Origin of the sequence: Enterococcus saccharolyticus subsp. saccharolyticus (assembly GCF_029023825.1) — a bacterium.
Taxonomy (GTDB): domain Bacteria; phylum Bacillota; class Bacilli; order Lactobacillales; family Enterococcaceae; genus Enterococcus_F; species Enterococcus_F saccharolyticus.
This window is the reverse complement of the sequence record NZ_CP118957.1, coordinates 1,309,502-1,327,368: the sequence shown is the minus strand read 5'-3', so window position 1 is coordinate 1,327,368 and position 17,867 is coordinate 1,309,502. Positions and strand designations below refer to the sequence as shown.

At 36.7% G+C, this 17,867-nt stretch carries 16 protein-coding genes and 1 pseudogene; 13 read left to right on the top strand and 4 right to left on the bottom strand.

Features of this window, described 5'->3' with window-relative positions:
• Positions 1 to 71 precede the first annotated feature (71 nt).
• The gene (locus tag PYW32_RS06855) at positions 72 to 713 is read left to right on the top strand and encodes an HD domain-containing protein (RefSeq protein ID WP_016175058.1); all 642 of its coding nucleotides are present in this window, start codon (positions 72 to 74) and stop codon (positions 711 to 713) included.
• A gap of 81 nt (positions 714 to 794) precedes the next feature.
• On the top strand, positions 795 to 1,154 hold the full coding sequence (locus PYW32_RS06850; protein WP_016175059.1) for a hypothetical protein: 360 nt from the start codon (positions 795 to 797) through the stop codon (positions 1,152 to 1,154).
• A 62-nt stretch (positions 1,155 to 1,216) separates the two neighbouring features.
• Here the strand turns inward: PYW32_RS06850 and PYW32_RS06845 are convergent, their stop codons facing one another.
• Together PYW32_RS06845 and PYW32_RS06840 are read right to left on the bottom strand one after the other, a co-directional pair.
• Entirely contained in the window at positions 1,217 to 1,543 is a 327-nt protein-coding gene (locus PYW32_RS06845) for a hypothetical protein (RefSeq protein WP_016175060.1), read from the bottom strand.
• A 182-nt stretch (positions 1,544 to 1,725) separates the two neighbouring features.
• Complete coding sequence (locus PYW32_RS06840) at positions 1,726 to 2,910, bottom strand: IS110 family RNA-guided transposase (RefSeq protein ID WP_016175061.1); 1,185 nt, start codon at positions 2,908 to 2,910, stop codon at positions 1,726 to 1,728.
• Positions 2,911 to 3,224: 314 nt separating this feature from the next.
• Here PYW32_RS06840 and PYW32_RS06835 point away from each other — a divergent pair.
• Both PYW32_RS06835 and PYW32_RS06830 read left to right on the top strand, forming a co-directional pair.
• Positions 3,225 to 4,376: pseudogene (locus tag PYW32_RS06835) on the top strand (VanZ family protein).
• A gap of 59 nt (positions 4,377 to 4,435) precedes the next feature.
• Positions 4,436 to 5,782 carry a DEAD/DEAH box helicase gene (locus PYW32_RS06830; protein WP_016175064.1) on the top strand — a complete coding sequence of 449 codons (1,347 nt, stop codon included), beginning with the start codon at positions 4,436 to 4,438 and terminating at the stop codon, positions 5,780 to 5,782.
• Positions 5,783 to 5,846: 64 nt separating this feature from the next.
• On the opposite strand, the gene PYW32_RS06825 is transcribed toward PYW32_RS06830, so the two are convergent.
• A complete protein-coding gene (locus PYW32_RS06825; protein ID WP_016175065.1) occupies positions 5,847 to 6,323 on the bottom strand; it encodes a DNA-deoxyinosine glycosylase in 477 nt (158 codons plus the stop codon).
• Between the two features lie 70 nt (positions 6,324 to 6,393).
• Here PYW32_RS06825 and PYW32_RS06820 point away from each other — a divergent pair, with 70 nt between their 5' ends.
• The 4 genes from PYW32_RS06820 to cls all read left to right on the top strand — a co-directional run bounded on the left by PYW32_RS06820 (position 6,394) and on the right by cls (position 13,183).
• A complete protein-coding gene (locus tag PYW32_RS06820; protein ID WP_016175066.1) occupies positions 6,394 to 7,446 on the top strand; it encodes a DUF7278 family profilin-like fold-containing protein in 1,053 nt (350 codons plus the stop codon).
• 287 nt (positions 7,447 to 7,733) lie between these two features.
• Positions 7,734 to 10,376, top strand: a complete 2,643-nt coding sequence (gene alaS / locus PYW32_RS06815; protein WP_016175067.1) for an alanine--tRNA ligase — start codon at positions 7,734 to 7,736, stop codon at positions 10,374 to 10,376.
• A gap of 174 nt (positions 10,377 to 10,550) precedes the next feature.
• Positions 10,551 to 11,687 carry a cation diffusion facilitator family transporter gene (locus PYW32_RS06810; protein WP_211210798.1) on the top strand — a complete coding sequence of 379 codons (1,137 nt, stop codon included), beginning with the start codon at positions 10,551 to 10,553 and terminating at the stop codon, positions 11,685 to 11,687.
• A gap of 29 nt (positions 11,688 to 11,716) precedes the next feature.
• Positions 11,717 to 13,183, top strand: a complete 1,467-nt coding sequence (gene cls / locus PYW32_RS06805; RefSeq protein WP_016175069.1) for a cardiolipin synthase — start codon at positions 11,717 to 11,719, stop codon at positions 13,181 to 13,183.
• Here the strand turns inward: cls and PYW32_RS06800 are convergent.
• Positions 13,163 to 13,579 carry a ribonuclease HI family protein gene (locus PYW32_RS06800; protein ID WP_016175070.1) on the bottom strand — a complete coding sequence of 139 codons (417 nt, stop codon included), beginning with the start codon at positions 13,577 to 13,579 and terminating at the stop codon, positions 13,163 to 13,165. The two genes, cls and PYW32_RS06800, sit on opposite strands and share 21 nt — an antisense overlap.
• Positions 13,580 to 13,652: 73 nt before the next feature.
• Between PYW32_RS06800 and PYW32_RS06795 the strand changes: the two genes are divergently transcribed.
• From PYW32_RS06795 to lspA, 5 genes are all read left to right on the top strand, one after another.
• On the top strand, positions 13,653 to 14,054 hold the full coding sequence (locus tag PYW32_RS06795) for an EbsA family protein (protein ID WP_016175071.1): 402 nt from the start codon (positions 13,653 to 13,655) through the stop codon (positions 14,052 to 14,054).
• A 94-nt stretch (positions 14,055 to 14,148) separates the two neighbouring features.
• The gene (locus PYW32_RS06790) at positions 14,149 to 15,813 is read left to right on the top strand and encodes a formate--tetrahydrofolate ligase (RefSeq protein ID WP_016175072.1); all 1,665 of its coding nucleotides are present in this window, start codon (positions 14,149 to 14,151) and stop codon (positions 15,811 to 15,813) included.
• Positions 15,814 to 15,917: 104 nt separating this feature from the next.
• On the top strand, positions 15,918 to 16,589 hold the full coding sequence (locus PYW32_RS06785; protein ID WP_016175073.1) for an HI_0552 family protein: 672 nt from the start codon (positions 15,918 to 15,920) through the stop codon (positions 16,587 to 16,589).
• Positions 16,590 to 16,701: 112 nt separating this feature from the next.
• The gene (locus PYW32_RS06780; protein WP_016175074.1) at positions 16,702 to 17,391 is read left to right on the top strand and encodes a CBS domain-containing protein; all 690 of its coding nucleotides are present in this window, start codon (positions 16,702 to 16,704) and stop codon (positions 17,389 to 17,391) included.
• Positions 17,388 to 17,867 (top strand): signal peptidase II, encoded by a 480-nt coding sequence (lspA, locus tag PYW32_RS06775; protein WP_281169708.1) that lies wholly within the window; start codon positions 17,388 to 17,390, stop codon positions 17,865 to 17,867. Before PYW32_RS06780 ends, lspA begins: the two co-directional genes overlap by 4 nt.

Sequence of the window (17,867 nt, the reverse complement as noted above, 5' to 3'; positions counted from 1 at the left end):
ATCTTCTGTTGTTCGGATATTTTACTGTTAAAGGACTGATGTCACAGCTACTTTTTACGAAAGGATAAATGATGGATAAATTATCACAAGTCATAAACTATACGAAAGAAAAATTAGGACATGAAAAAACAGGTCATGATTTTTTACACGTACAACGAGTTGCTCATTTAGCAGATACGATTATCCAGCAAGATCAATTGTCGGTTAATCGAGAAGTTGTTTTGAGTAGTGCCTATTTGCACGATGTAATTGACGATAAAGTCGTTACGGATGTTGCCCAAGCTATTGATGAATTGACGGCATTTTTGCAGTCAATCAATTTTTCAGCAGAGACAACACAAGAGATTTTAACCATTATTCAAAACTTATCCTTTTCAAAAGAGGTCGAAGCTGGCAAACAAGCTCTTTCCTTAGAAGGAGAAATTGTCCAAGATGCGGATCGTTTAGAAGCATTAGGCGCGATTGGTATTTTACGTACGGCATATTATGGCGGTGGTCACGATCATCCGATTCATGATCCAGAACGTCAGCCCCAACAATTTGTTTCAAAAGCGGATTATCGTAAAGGGACGACCGTTATTAATCATTTTTATGAAAAATTATTTCTATTACCTGAAAAAATGAATACTCAAGCTGGAAAAAAAGAAGCAAGACGACGGAAAGAATTTATGGAAAACTTTTTAAAAGAGTTTTATCATGAATGGAATATTTAGACAATTTTAATTTTTAGTTCGAATATTTTCCATTTTTTAGGAGTTTTCTTATAATGAAAGAGAAGGGGGCGCGACGAGCAAATGTTTTTTCAGCAGAGTTTGAAACCAAGAGAATTATCTAAAGTGATTACCAATGTTGAAGAATGCTTTTTTGTCATCTCAGCAAAGTTAGAAACACGCGATTACCACGTTGCCGTTTATAAGTACAACGGGGAATATTTCGTTTTAAATGACTCACGTATTTTTGAGCAAGTCGAAGGATTATGTCAAGAAAGACACGGGGATGAGGAAGAATTACTTCCTTACATTGAAGAAGCGATGGAAGATAATTTGTATGCCATCGTACACGAAAATTATGTACGGTTGGATCTGGACATTTTAACTCATGTACACCAACCGAGTAAAATTAATGCGCATTATTACGAGTTTATTGATGTATAACAAAAAGCAGGATAAATTGCTTGATTTGATTAGCTATTTATCCTGCTTTTTTATGAGATGAATTATTTGGTGTGTAGCCGAAAGTCTTTGATGTGTCGATACCCACGATAGGCATTTAAAATAATTAATAATAGTCCTAACGCCAAAGGAATCGCCAATAAATACAATGGATACCCATATGTTTGTTCAACGACTTTTTGTGAAGCTGCTTGTAATTCGGTCAATGCTTGTTGAATCACTTGAAAACTAAACACGGTTAGAAAAGATGCGATAATAAACAAGGCGAATTCAAGGTACGGTATCTGTGAATTTTTTCTAAAAATGGCAAACCCAATATATAAGATTAAAAGAAAAATAGGAACACCAAAAGCAAAAAAACTATTTAACATAGAAAACACCTCCTGATTCTATGATACTGCAAAATAAATCGTTTGAAAAATATTTGCGAAAAATTTTCGTTAATGAAGAAAGACTAACTATATAAAGTCAAGTGAAAATAAATAAAATCTTCTGATTGAAAAATAACGAATAAGTGCATCACAAATAAACCTCAGAAAGATTATTTTTTTCACTACTGACGAATTTCATACGGTTCATTCTTTGTTAGAATGGCATGAATAATATAGCATAGCTTTCTTGAAACAGCGCCAATCGCTGTAAGATGGTGTTTTCCTTCTGCTCGTTTCTTATCATAAAAGGCTTTGAAAACTGGATCACATCTGGACGCAATGAGTGCCGCTTGAAACAGTGCTTTTCTTAAGTAGGGAGAGCCACGTTTACTCATCACGTTGTGAGTGGCTTCATATTCACCAGATTTTGAGACAGACGCATCGATTCCTGCGTAGGCTACTAATTTTTTAGGCGTAGAAAATTTCTGAATATCACCAATTTCACCTAAAATCGTCGCACCAAGGACAGTTCCAATACCAGGAACGGTTTCTATGACCGAATGAAGAGAAGCCATTAATTGTGCAATTTCTTCTTCTGTTCGTTTAATTTGTTCTTCTAAAAAGCTGAGTTGATCAATCATAGAACGTAATTGAAAAACAAAGGCATCTTGAGCAAAACGAACACCAAAAGAATGAGCGGCGGCTGTTTTCAGTGCCTCTGCCTTGCTTTGTCCAACACGACTTCGACTCGCTACACGGAGTGTTTCAGCTAATGTTTCGGCAGAAACTTGATTGAATTCATCAGGAGACGAAAACTCAGATAGGACGGCTTTGGAGGCTTTGCCAAAAATGCCAACTTTTGAAAACACCTTTTCGTACTCAGGAAAGATTTGGTCTAGTATGGCAATGACTTTTCGTTTAAAGTCGCCAGCTGTGCCAACAAGATATGAACGATAACGAGTCAATTGACGTAAGGAGAACATGGTTTCGTCCGCTAAAGCTGTTTCGTTGAATGAACCGTAGCGAATTAAGTCAGCAATTAATACTGAGTCGATACTATCATTTTTTCGTTTACGAATTTCAGTTCCTTTTCTCCAGCCATCTGTTTGAATGGGATTGATGACGTGAACAAGAAACTGTTGTTCATCAAGAAATGAGAAAAGGGCTAACCAATAGTGACCGGTGGCTTCCATACCAACAAGAAAGTCCTCTGTGGAATCAGAGAAAGAAGTAAGTCGTTCTAAAAGAGCGTGAGTACCGTCCAAAGAATTCACAAAAGAGAAACCTTTAAGTAGGACTTTTCCTTCGTCATTCATGACGGAAGCGACGTGTGTTCGTTTGCCAATATCAATACCTAGATAAAACATAAGCACACCTTCTTTACAAAATTTGGATTGATTACCACTCAACTGAAAAGCGTCACTACCTTGTTCTAGATACGGAGTAAGGCATTTGCCTTCAACATCTAACTCATTCGTAAACAGCTTAACAGAGAGAGGGATTAGTCTTTCGATTACGAGTTTGAAAACTCAAGGAAGAAACAATCTACCTCTCAATCCATTAAGTATATTTTCTCAAATAATTGAGTAAATACCAAATAAAAAATAACAAAAGGTTCCTAAGGTTCTCCTCTAAAAATCGGAAGATTAAAACCTTAAATATAATATACAAGGAGGAAGTTATGTCTGCATCCATTGAACCAATTAAATTTGCTCTATGGGTTTTTCCGTTTTTAGCGCTAGCTATCTCGACAATTTTCTTTCTTATTCAATACCGTCGTTATGGTCGCTTTGTTTTATCACGGGCACTGATTTTGTATTCGTTTATTTTTTATTTATTATGTGCTTACTTTTTAGTGATTTTACCATTGCCACCAATGGAAGAAGTTGCTCACTTAACAGGACCCTCGATGGAATTAACCCTAGGTGCATCCGTTCATAATTTTTTAAAAGAGACTGTGTTAGATATTCGGCAGCCGCAAACCTATGTAGCAGCGATGAAATAATCTGTTTTTTTAGAGCCAGTTTTTAATGTGTTGTTAACGTTCCCTTTTGGCGTTTACTTGCGTTATTATTTTAAAAAATCATGGAAACAAACGGTGGTTTTGACCTTTTGTTTATCGCTATTTTTTGAATTGACGCAATTAACAGGTCTCTATTTTATTTATCCACGGTCGTATCGCTTATTTGATGTGAATGATTTATTGCATAATACACTTGGTGGCGTATTCGGCTACCTAATGACCCCAATTTTCACTTTCTTATTACCAACAAGAGCAGAAATCGATGATGATTCTTACGAAAAAGGGACTGACGTGACGTATGTTCGCCGTGGTGTTGCGTGGGCAATTGATTGGTTAGTTATCGGTTTTTTCACTACACTTCTTGCTGTTTTCGTCCGATTGGTGACAAAAGATGAGACGATTTCGTTAGACAATAATCTTGCTGTCTATTATGTACAAGTGTTGCTGTATTTTATCGGTTTGCCTTATCTGACAAATGGGCAAACGTTAGGGAAGAAAATGGTTCGTATTCGCGTCGTTGAAGATGATGGCAAGCGTTTGTCCTTAGGGGCGCTCATAAAACGCTACGGATTATTTTATCTGTTCTATTTCACTTTGACGCGTATCAGTTTTTTATTAGCGACAGGAATTCAAAGTGAAGACTATTTTCAACTTGTGATTTCGGTTATCTTATCGTTGCTGATTTTTGTGGTTCAAGCAACATTTGTCATCAATATTATTTGGGCGATTATTCGAAAAAATCGCCGACTGTTTTATGAAAAAATCAGTCGTACACATACAATTAGTACGATTGAAAAAAGATCAGCATAGGATTCTTAGAAACAATATGCTATACTTTGAAAGATTCTAAAAGGAAAGAAGGTGCTAAAATGTCATTCAAACGATTTGCATTTCAGCCATTTATTTATCAAGCTTTAGAGGATAAAAATTTCTCGGAGCCAACTGAAGTACAGGAAAAATTAATTCCTGTCATTAAAAAAGGAAAAAGTGTGGTTGGACAATCACAAACAGGAAGTGGAAAAACACATACATTCTTACTCCCTTTAATGGATAAAATTGACCCATCAAAAGATGAAGTTCAAATTGTTATCACTGCACCAAGTCGTGAATTAGCGACACAAATTTATCAAGCAGCTAAACAAATTGCACAATTTTCTACACCAGAAATTCGTGTAACAAACTTTGTTGGGGGCACAGATAAACAGCGCCAATTAGACCGTTTGAAAAATCAACAACCCCATGTTGTTATCGGTACACCTGGACGTATTTTAGATATGATGAATGAACAAGCGTTAGCGGTTCATACTGCTTTAGCCTTTGTTGTCGATGAAGCAGACATGACCCTAGACATGGGATTTTTAGCAGAAGTCGATCAAATTGCTGGCCGTTTACCAGACAAACTACAAATGTTAGTCTTCTCAGCAACAATTCCTGAAAAACTACGTCCTTTCTTGAAAAAATACATGGACAATCCATTGATTGAAGAAATCCGACCTAAAGCTGTTATCTCTGAAACAATTGACAACTGGTTGATTTCAACAAAAGGGAAAAATACGAATGCCTTAATTCATGATTTATTGACTGTTGGGCATCCATATTTGGCGATTGTTTTTGCAAATACCAAGACTCGTGTGGACGAAATCACTGATTATTTACGTGGACAAGGTCTAAAAGTTGCGAAAATTCATGGTGATATTACCCCACGTGAACGTAAACGCGTGATGCGCCAAGTACAAAACTTAGAGTATCAATATGTCGTTGCGACAGATTTAGCGGCTCGTGGAATTGATATTGAAGGGGTATCGCATGTCATTAATGCGGAAGTACCGGAAGATTTAGATTTCTTTATTCATCGGGTTGGTCGTACTGGACGAAATCAACTTTCTGGAACTGCGATTACCTTGTATGAACCAAGTGATGAACAAGCAATTAATGAGATTGAAGCATTAGGCGTAACCTTTAAGCCAAAAGAAATTAAACAAGGCGAAATCGTGGATACTTATGACCGTAACCGTCGTAAAAAACGTGAGAAAAGTCGTGATGAGCTAGACCCAACGTTAATCGGTTTAGTGAAGAAGAAAAAGAAAAAAATCAAACCTGGATACAAGAAAAAAATCCAATGGGAAATTGATAAAAGCAATAAAGCGAAACGTAAAGTGGAGCGTCGTCAACAAACACGTACCGCTAGAAAAAATAAAAAAAGTTCAAATAGTTAAAATAAAACCATCGCTTCTGCAATCAGACAGAAGTGATGGTTTTATTTTGTGGGATTTTGAAAAATCATACAATGTCAGCCAAGGCAACTTGCCATTGGTGCATTCGCTCGATGCTTCGTCCATTGTTTGCTCCACTAGTCGATAAACAATGGATAATGGGGAGATTTGGAAATAAGTGATGTTTTTGAACTTCTTCAGAAGCTTTCTTTCCGTTAATAATAATCTTTTTAATCGGTGCGTGGGCTAAAAGTTGTGAAAAATCATTAATCGTTGTTTCTTGGAATTGATGATCTATACTACCTTTGCGGCTAAAACGTTCATATACATCCCAAAGACCAATTTGATGGGCTTTTAAAAGGCTTAAGCGCTGGTGGTACTCTTGTGGATCAGGTACGTCTAATGCTTGGAAAAGTACACGCCAAAATTGATTTCCTTTGTTGGCATAATATTGTTGTGCACGCAATGATTGTTCACTTGGAGCACTGCCAATAATTAACACTTTTGTCTGTTCATCATAAAATAGGGGTAAACCTAGATTCATTCTAGTCACCTTCTTTCATTTAGTGCTATACTGATTGTAACAAATATTGATTGGAAAAGGGGAGAAGACCGTGCATCTCTTTGAAGCCTTAGAATGGAGCAATTGGAAAAACTTATCCATTGAAGTAAAAAATCAAGTCATCAATCAAGTGCTAATGTATTTTGTCAGCCCATTAAAACGAATCTCAGACGTTGAGTATAAAGAATTTGAATTGGCCGGTGTGAAATGTGGGACGTTTGAATGTTCCATTGACGGCGAACGTTTTGTTTTAGTTCCTGGTAGCAAAGAAGTCATTTTAGGCTGGGATTTAGGAACACAAGGATTACCTGTAACCGTATGGGATAAAAAAGCAATTCATGTAGATACTCACTTTGAAACCATTGTGGCAAATTATGGGTTAGAAAATGGTGAAGATTGGGATATTTTTGTTAATGAATCAACCAGTGCATTAAGAAAAGTGTCTATTCCACCAATGCTCATTCAAAAAGAAGCACTTCCCGCGGGGACGAAGTTTATCGGGCAATTGGATACTATTACTGGTGAATTTCAAGGATTGGTTGAGCAGTTTGCCCCAATTGAAGAAAACTTACGCCAACACTTCAAACAACCAACCAATTTTGAAGAAAGTTTAATGTGGCAATTACCCACCCAAATTTTTGAGAAAGATTCTTTTTATGCCTTATTGCACCCTGCTGATGAAACGTATCGCATTTATCGTCATCAAACGTGTACATTAAATACATGGCGACGTTACTTGCATCAACAAATGTTTGATTTGTTAGACGAAGATCAATGGGAATATGCCGTGGGCGCAGGTACGCGCAAATTATTCCGTTGGGGAACAGAACTAGATGAAGAAATCAATTACTATGGCAAACAAGTAACGAAAAAAATGCACCAAGAAAATATGTTTGGCTTGCTTTTTGATGTCCAGCACACTCGTTGGGAAATTACTGACTCGAATCGTTTGAAGCTAGAAAAACAAGCTGATGTAGGGATTCCGTTGTTCGATAAGTTGCCATTATCGTCTTATTATCGTTCCCGAAAAATTTTAGCAGAAGAAGAAATCTTAGACCCGTGTGACTTTTTATATCGCAAAGTGATTGTCATTGCACATCAATAAAATATAATTGACTTTTTCTGAAAGTTTGCATATACTTTGTGAGGAGAAGGATATGGTCATAAGATAGGTACTTCACAGAAAACTTTTCACAGCTGAGAGAAAAGTAAGGCTACTTTTGATTGCTCCCTTTGGATGAATTTGATAGAAATATCAACGCAACTCAGCGTTATCGAGTTTAAGAGGTAATGATACGACATCATTGCAAACAAGGTGGTACCGCGTGTAAACGTCCTTGTCTTGCAAGATGTCTTTTTGTTTGCTTCAAAATAGACAAGGAGAGATAAAAAATGAAACAATTAACTAGTGCAGAAGTGCGTCAAATGTATTTAGATTTCTTTAAATCTAAAGGACATTCAGTAGAACCAAGTGCGTCACTTGTTCCTGTAGACGATCCAACGCTTTTATGGATTAACTCAGGTGTCGCAACTTTAAAAAAATATTTTGACGGGTCAATCGTCCCTGAAAATCCACGCATTACCAATGCGCAAAAATCAATTCGTACGAATGATATTGAAAATGTGGGGCGTACCGCACGTCACCATACTATGTTTGAAATGTTAGGAAACTTTTCAATTGGTGACTATTTTAAAAAAGAAGCGATTCATTGGGCATGGGAATTCTTAACATCACCAGAGTGGATTGGTTTTGACCCAGAAAAATTATATGTGACAGTCTATCCAAAAGATACGGAAGCAAAACGTATTTGGTTAGAAGAAGTTGGTTTGCCGGCAGATCACGTTGTTGAAGTCGAAGATAACTTCTGGGATATTGGTGCTGGTCCAAGTGGTCCTGATAGCGAAATTTTCTATGATCGTGGCGAAGAATTTAATGATTTAGCAGCAGATGATCCTGAAAACTATCCTGGTGGCGAAAATGAGCGTTACCTAGAAATTTGGAACTTAGTTTTCTCAGAATTTAACCACAAACCAGATGATACGTATGAGCCATTGCCACATAAAAACATTGATACGGGAATGGGCTTAGAGCGAATGGTGTCAATTATCCAAGATGCACCAACAAACTTTGAAACAGATTTATTTTTACCAATTATTCATGCAATCGAAGAAATTAGTGGCGCTGTGAAATATGGAGCAAGTCCTGTTACAGATGTGTCATTTAAAGTAATCGCAGACCATATTCGTGCGTTATCATTTGCAATTGGTGACGGTGCATTACCTTCAAATGAAGGCCGTGGCTATGTGTTACGTCGATTATTACGTCGTGCTGTTATGCATGGACAAAAACTACAAATTCAAGATTCTTTCTTGTACAAATTGGTTCCAGTTGTCGGTAAAATTATGGAAAGTTATTATCCAGAAGTTTTAGAAAAACAAGCATTCATTGAAAAAGTGATTCGTACTGAAGAGGAACGTTTCCATGAAACAATCAATGAAGGGTTAGCTATTTTAGATCAAGTGATTGTACAAGTAAAAGCAGACAATAACGATACATTGAATGGCAAAGATATCTTTAAATTATATGATACGTATGGTTTCCCAGTGGAATTAACTGAAGAAATAGCCGAAGAAGCTGGATTGAAAGTCGATCACGCTGGGTTTGAAAAAGAAATGGATGCGCAACGTGAACGTGCGCGTGCTGCTCGTAGTAACGAAGTTTCAATGGGTGAACAATCGGCTTTATTAACCGATATTAAAGTAGACAGTCAATATGTTGGCTATGAGCGTTTGCAAGCTGAAAGTGAATTACTAGTGATTGTTCAAGAAGATGCCATTGTTTCTGAAGCAGCTGCTGGAAAAGCACAACTAATTTTTGCACAAACACCATTCTATGCTGAAATGGGTGGACAAATTGCAGATACTGGTTCTATTTTAGATGAACAAGGAAACCTAGTTGCAACGGTTGAAAACGTGAAAAAAGCGCCTAATGGTCAATTCTTACATCACGTTGAGGTGGAAACTGCGATTAAAGAAGGTACAACGTATTCATTAGTGGTTGATGTGACTCGTCATAGTCGAATCATTAAAAATCATACGGCAACTCATATGTTGCATAAAGCATTAAAAGAAGTATTAGGCTCACATGCCAACCAAGCAGGCTCATTAGTGACACCTGGCCATTTACGTTTTGACTTTACACACTTTGGTCAAGTGACGGCTGAAGAATTGCAACAAATGGAACAAATTGTGAATGAGAAAATCTGGGAAGCTTTACCAGTGGTGACGGTAGAAACGGATATTGATACAGCGAAATCAATGGGGGCGATGGCATTATTTGGTGAAAAATATGGCCATGATGTGCGTGTTGTAAACATTGCTGATTGGTCAATCGAGCTATGTGGTGGTAATCACGTCATCAATACGGAAGACATTGGTATTTTCAAAATTGTTTCTGAATCAGGAATCGGTGCGGGAGTACGTCGTATTGAAGCTGTAACAAGTAAAGAAGCGTATGAATTATTACGCCAAGAAGAATTGCGTTTACGTGAAGTTGCTCAAATCGTGAAAGCACCACAATTGAAAGAAACGGTTTCTCGTGTAGAGCAATTGCAAACACAACTCCGTGAAGTCCAAAAAGAAAATGAAGCTTTAGCAAGTAAATTAGCCAATCAACAAGCGGGTGATATTTTCAAAGATGTCAAAGAAGTGAATGGTTTGAGTTACATTGCGGCTCAAGTAAACGTAAAAGACATGAATCAATTACGTCAATTAGCCGATCAATGGAAGCAAAAAGCAACATCACAAGTATTAGTGCTAGCAACAACTGCTAACGAGAAAGTTAACTTGTTAGCTGCGGTTAGTCCAGAAGGTTTAGAAAAAGGACTAAAAGCTGGCGATTTAATCAAAGCAATCGCTCCGAAAGTTGGCGGTGGCGGCGGTGGTCGTCCAGATATGGCACAAGCCGGTGGAAAAAATCCAGAAGGGATTCCAACAGCTTTAGCAGAAGTAGCAACTTGGTTAGCAAGTAAATAAAATAGTGACCTTATGTTTTGATGAATGTCAGAACATAAGGTTCTTTTTATGGAAATAGTGTTAAAATGTTGTTCTTTTCCCCAATTTTACTATTTCATTTGGAGAAAAGAGGGTGTTCAAGGTAAAATAACAACAAGTGTATTGAAAAGGAGTTCTTTGAGCATGTTGAATTTTTTGTTAAAAAAAATTGAGAAGGAAAATAAAGAGACTCAAAGGACAAAAGTAGGGCAATTAGCTGGTGTTTTAGGTCTACTTTCTAACCTGATTCTTTTTATTGGAAAGTTTTTAATTGGTTTTACAGCAGGTTCTGTTTCGATTATGGCCGATGCGATGAATAGTTTGTCGGATACAATTTCATCGGTGTTGACGTTAATAGGTTTTAAAGTTGCTGCCAAACCAGCAGATAGTGAACATCCCTATGGTCATGAACGATTTGAATATATTAGTGGATTATTTATTTCATTAATCATCACGTTTGTAGGTTTTCAATTCTTACAAACCTCCTTTGCGAAAATTTTGCATCCAGAACCAGTGAAATTATCTGCTGCATTATTTTTAGTCTTAATTGCTTCAATTGGCATTAAGGTTTGGCAAGGAAGAATGTATCTTTCTTTCGCTAATAAAATTGATTCTCAAACGTTAAAAGCCACTAGCAAAGATAGTTTGAATGATGTATATACAACGATTGCGGTGTTGATTTCCGCCTTTTTTGAGTGGTTAACGAATCTGCGAATTGATGGTTATGTCGGCTTTTTATTGGCATTATATATTTTGTATAGTGGGTATACGATGGTAAAAGATTTTATTCATGAACTATTAGGAAGTCGTCCGACTGACAAAGAGATTCAAGCAATGGAGAAGAAGTTAGCTTCATATGGCTCGATTTTAGGGTATCATGATTTATTGGTTCACGACTATGGTCCACAAAAACGATTTGCTTCTGTGCATATTGAAGTAGATGCGGGATTAACCTTGACTAAGGCACATTATATCATTGACGAAATTGAAAAAGATTTTCGTGAAGCCATAGATGTCGAATTGGTGTGTCATTTAGATCCAGTGAATATTCGTGATGCGAATTATATTGCAATCTTTCATCGGATGCGTTCGATGGTTTTGCAAATCGATAAAGAACTGCGTATGCATGATTTTCGTGTCAAAAGTGAGCAAACGTTACAGTTTGATTTAGTGATACCGGATGATTTTCATCTAACTGATAAGGAGTTGCTTAATTTGTTGCAACAAGCTGTAAATGAAAAAATTGGCGCTTATGAGTTAGATGTGACATTAGATCATAATTATTTATTATAAGGAGAATAATTTATTATAAGGAGAATAAGATGGAATTTACAATGGATATGGCAATTGCCTATCAAGTCGTATGGGGACTCATCGTCATTAATACGGTGGGGGCGTTTATTACTGTTTTTCGAAAGCCACGTTCAATTGCTAGTGTTTTAGCGTGGATGATGACATTAGTTTTTCTTCCGGGGATTGGTTTTATTTTATACGCGTTTTGTGGAAGAGGAATTGATGGAGAAATTATTTATCGTTTTAGTGAAGATCACCAGAATCGTATTGCTGAAATCAATGAAATCATCGAAGAAAATAATCGTCATTTTCACCAAACCGTTAAAACGACTGAATCGGAGTTATTAAAAAATTATTTTAGAAATATGGAAGAATCGCCTTTAACAAAAGGGAATGCGGTCACCTTTTATACTGATGGGCAAAAGAAATTTGAGGGCTTGTTTGAAGACATTCGTCAGGCTAAAGACAATGTACACGTTGAATATTACGCCTTTTTTGATGATAAAATCGGCAATCGCTTTTTGAATATTTTAATTGAAAAAGCCAAAGAAGGTGTGGAAGTACGTGTGGTTTTTGATCCATGGGGTGGTAAAACTAACCAAAAATTTTTCCGACCATTAGTTGAGGCTGGCGGAAAAGTAGTCCCATTCATTACTTCACGAAATTTAATTCGTAAAACTAGATTAAATTATCATTTGCATCGAAAAATCGTGGTAATTGATGGCATGATTGGTTGGACAGGTGGTTTTAATGTCGGCGACCAATATTTAGAAGAAACGAAGAAATTTGGTTATTGGCGTGATACGCATGCGCGTATGGTTGGAACGGCTTCATTTACGTTACAAGAAGTGTTTATCCGTGATTGGAATGCCTCTGTGTTAAACGAAGAAGATGCCTTAGAATATGAAGATCGCTATTTCGTTGTACCACCAATTGAACAAGCTGGCAACGTGAGCATGCAAGTGGTTGCTGATGGCCCAGAAACAGAAGAGCAAGTCTTAAAAGGCGGCTTTACCAAAATGTTATTAGCTGCAGAAAAACGTGTGTGGTTACAAACACCGTATTTGATTCCAGATGATGCGATGATTAATTCTTTCTTAGTTGCGGTTCGTTCAGGTGTTGATGTGCGCGTGATGATTCCTTCAATGCCAGACCATCCATTTATTTATCGGGCGACACAATATTATGCGAATTATTTACAACGTCGCGGTGTCAAAATTTATATTTATGAAGGTGGCTTTATTCATGCAAAAACGATTGTCATGGATGATACGATTGCTGCTTTTGGGACGACCAACCAAGACATTCGTAGCTATGCATTGAATTTTGAAGTGAGTGCATTTGCCTACAATCGCGAAATCACCGAAGAATTATCTGAAATTTTTGAGGAAGACATGAAAAAATCAACGCTACTAACCGAACAAATGATTAAAGACCAATCTTATTGGTTACGATTCAAACAAAATTTCTCACGTTTACTTTCGCCGATTTTGTAATTTTAGCGCTTTTTGTAATCCTTGACGTGCTAAATTGTCGGCACCTTTGTTTTTACTTTCGGGAATCCATTGTAAAATTAATAAAGGGAAAGACGTTAATTTTTCTTGAATATTCTCTAAATAATCTTGGAAATCTGGATTGTTCGTATAGTTTTTATCAACCGTTTGCGCTAAAATCTTACTATCGGTGTAAACCATAATCGTTTGATTCTGATAGTCGTTTGCAAGCAAGTAGTCCAATAAGGCACAAAAACTTGCAAATTCAGCTTGATGATTACTTAACTCGGGTAACGCAAAGGATTCTTGGATATATAAATGGTCACCAGTGAGCATCAGTCCGCCGCCACTAGGTCCAGGATTTCCTTTGGTTGCTGCATCGATATAGGCTTTAATCATGAAAAAACTCCTTCTTGGTTATTGCTTCGACTTTATTATACGCATTGGCGATTCATGTGGAAAGGGGAAAAGAATGAAATACAAAATTCGGTGGCAATTAGAACATGCTTTGGCCGTTATTTACTGGTCGATTGCGTTCATTGCATTATTTTTTAGCTTGATTTTTGCTTTAGAGAAGGCAGAAATTCATTTTAAAAGTTTTTTATTTCTCCTTTTGTTTTTAGTGCTGGTTTATTTGTCGCGAAAACGTTGGCTCATGTTAGATAAGAACGGTATTCAAGTGACGTATGCACGATTTTGGAAAAAAGATTTTTTTACTTACCAAGACATCAAGCAATTTCGCTTTTTAGAAAATAAAATCGAAATAGATTTGCCTAAAGAAACGCTTGAATTTAAAGTAAATAAAAAAATGTTGCCATTATTTAAAGAAGAAAGTAAAGAAATCATTCCTATTTATTTACAAAAAGAAGGTTAGAAGCAATGGCTTGTAACCTTCTTTAAATTTAGAGTGCTTTTTATGGTAAGTTTAGTTATAATAAATTGAAAAAAGGGTTAAAAGGAGTTTATGTATGAAGTCAGATATTGAAATTGCTCAGGAAATAGAATTAAAACCGATTCAAGAAATCGCGAAAAAAGTTCATCTTTCGGAAGATGCTTTAGAGTTATATGGGAAATACAAAGCAAAAATTGATACGAAGCAACTAACCAATGACGCAGATTTAGGGAAATTAGTTTTAGTCACAGCGATTAATCCGACTCCTGCTGGTGAAGGAAAATCGACTATTTCGATTGGACTAGCAGATGGGTTAAATCAAATTAATAAAAATGCAGTTATTGCGTTACGTGAACCTTCATTGGGACCTGTAATGGGAGTGAAAGGTGGTGCAACAGGCGGTGGTTACGCCCAAGTATTGCCGATGGAAGACATTAATTTACATTTTACTGGCGACATGCACGCCATTACTACAGCTAATAATGCCCTATCAGCTCTGATTGATAACCATATTCATCAAGGCAATCAATTGAATATTGATCCAAGACGGTTGATTTGGAAACGTGTTGTCGATTTAAACGATCGGGCATTGCGCCAAGTAGTTGTTGGTTTAGGAGGTCCCTTACAAGGCGTGCCACGAGAAGATGGGTTTGATATTACCGTAGCCAGTGAAATTATGGCTGTTTTATGTTTAGCAACTGATATTCATAATTTAAAAGAGCGTTTGAGCCACATTTTAATTGGTTATACGTATCAAAGAGAACCAGTAACTGTCGGCGATTTAAAAGTTGAAGGTGCGCTTGCATTATTGTTAAAAGATGCGATTAAACCTAATTTAGTTCAAACAATCGAAGGAACACCAGCGATTGTTCATGGTGGACCATTTGCCAATATCGCCCATGGTTGTAATAGTGTCATTGCAACAAAAACGGCATTAATTTTGGGTGATTATGTGGTGACGGAAGCTGGTTTTGGTGCTGATTTAGGGGCTGAAAAGTTCTTAGACATTAAAGTACCTAACTTAGGAAAAGCACCAGATGCTGTCGTGATTGTTGCAACAATTCGTGCCTTGAAAATGCATGGTGGTGTAGCAAAATCAGAGTTAGCTACAGAGAACGTTGAAGCGGTCGTAAAAGGTTTTGCGAATTTACAACGTCATATTCAAAATCTTCAACAATACGGTTTGCCAGTTGTGGTAGCCATTAATGAATTTGTGACAGATACCGAAGCAGAATTCTTACAGTTAGAAGCATTATGTCAAGAAGAGGATGTGACAATTCGTCGTGCCTCTGTTTGGGCAAATGGTGGATTAGGTGGTAAGGCTTTGGCGGAAGCAGTTGTGGAAGCAATCGAAACAAAAGAAGCGAATTACCATCGTTTATACGATGATTCTTTATCAATTGAAGAAAAAGTACAAACAATTGTCTCTAAAATTTATGGTGGGAAAGCTGTTTCTTTTGGTGCCAAAGCCCAAACACAATTAAAGAGATTTGCGCAACATGGATGGGATAAGTTACCTGTCTGCATGGCAAAAACGCAATATTCTTTCTCTGATAATCCAGCGTTATTAGGCGCACCAGTTGATTTTACCGTAACGATCCGTGAATTTGTACCGAAGCTTGGTGCAGGCTTCATTGTCGCTTTAACAGGAGATGTGATGACCATGCCTGGTTTACCAAAACAACCAGCCGCTTTAAATATGGATATTGATGAAAATGGTCGTGCAACCGGACTATTTTAAAATGAGTAAGAGGAACGGGTGAACTGTTTCTCTTTTTTTGTTTAGGCGCATATAAAGAGCAGTTTTTATAAAAGAATCTTTTAATATACAAGGAGAGAATGCTCATGGTTAATTTAGATGAAAAAGATTTTGCGTTGTTTGATCGCGAACAATTTACATTTAAACAATTAAAAGAAACTTATTCAGAAGCAGAACTTAGCCAAATTAAAAGTGAGTTTAAAGAAGTTTGGGATAAGTGGAAATTTTTGCAACAACTCATTTACCAAGAAATTGATACGAATTATTTTGCGAAACCGAAAGTGGAGAGTTGGACGAATGGTTGGAATCTGCGTTCTCATTATTGGAGTGCTTTTCGTGGAAAGTTACGTCAAAATGAAAATGCGTGTATCGGTATGCTATTAAATAAAAAGCAGATTCAGGTCTATCTTATGTTTCAGCATTATAAAAGCGACCAACGACAAGGGACAAAAGAACAATACAATAGCTTATTAGCCAAATTGCCTACATGGAGTGCGTCAATTGATGTGACTGATTATTATATTTGGCATCAAGAAGAACACGAGTTAACAGATCATCTGTCTCTAAAAGAATATTTAGAAAATGAACACATTCAACAAACATTTCAAGACAAAGTAGCGACACAAACTTTTCAACTAGGTAAACTCTTTTTTCGAGCTGACATGGCGAATGTGGAAGCGTTGTTGGTCCAAAGTTTTTGTGAACTGGATAAATTATACCGTTTGTTAGCAGCAAATGAACAAGACCTTAAAGAGTGAATTTTTCTTTTTCTGATAAATTCGTTATAATAAAGAAACAATTGATTCCACTCTAGGCGTTTCTACGCTATACTAAGAAAGTCTATGGATGGGTAGTCGAAGGAGGATTTTCATGGGTGAAGCGGCAGATGTGTTTTTAAGTAGTTTCAATCGTATTGAAAAATGGTTAAAAGATGAACTTGGTAATCCCAAAAATATGGGATTTAGTCAAATGGTGCGAAAACTTTCAAATCGCCCGGATTTGCCAATCAAAAAATATGAAAATGATTTACTGCAAATTTCGCAATTACGCAATGCAATTGTTCATGAGAAAATTGGTGAAAATTTTGTGATTGCAGAACCCAATCAATGGTTGGTCAATCGGATTCGCAAAATTGAAATGGATTTGCTACAACCGGAGTTAGTCTTACCTCGTTTTGCCAAACATGTGACTGGGTTTGAACAAGATATTTCTATTCGAGAATTGTTACAAATCGTTGCGAAAAAACGATATTCTCAATTCCCCTTGTATAATCAAGGGAAGTTTGAAGGATTAATCACTTTAAAAGCTTTGGGGTATTGGTTTGCCAGAGAAAGTTTAAAAGGAGAAATCCAAATCGACAATCGAACAGCAAAAGAGTTAATTCTTCAAGATGGCAAACAAACGAATTATGCGTTTGTCTCCCAATATACCTCTATTAATGAAATTGAGCGAATGTTTCATGATAATGGGATGCTAGATTCGATTTTGATTACCAAAGATGGCAATCCTAATGGACGCTTGTTAGGAATTATTCGTCCACGAGATATTTTTAAATTATAAGAAAAGAGTTGAAAAAATTGATAGTTTTTTATTTTCTATTCAGTGCGCTAGTCATTGGACTGGATCAATGGGTAAAATTTTGGATTGTTTCAAATTTTGCTTTAGGAGATACGCAAAATATTATCCCAAATATCTTGTCGTTCACGTATGTTCAAAACACAGGTGCTGCTTGGAGTATTTTTGAAGGACAAATGGGATTTTTTACAGTAATTACGCTAATTGCTGTGGCGGTTGTGACGTATTTATTGGTTCGTTACCGCAACGAAAACAAACTATTCACCATTGGTTTAGCACTTGTTTTAGCAGGAGCTATCGGCAATTTTATCGATCGCGTGCGTTTAGGTTATGTGGTTGATATGTTCCAAACTGATTTTATGAATTTTCCGATTTTTAATGTGGCAGATATGTCTTTATGCATCGGAGTAGGTTTGATTTTTATTTATACAATTTTCGATGAAAAGATGAAAGGGAAGTAA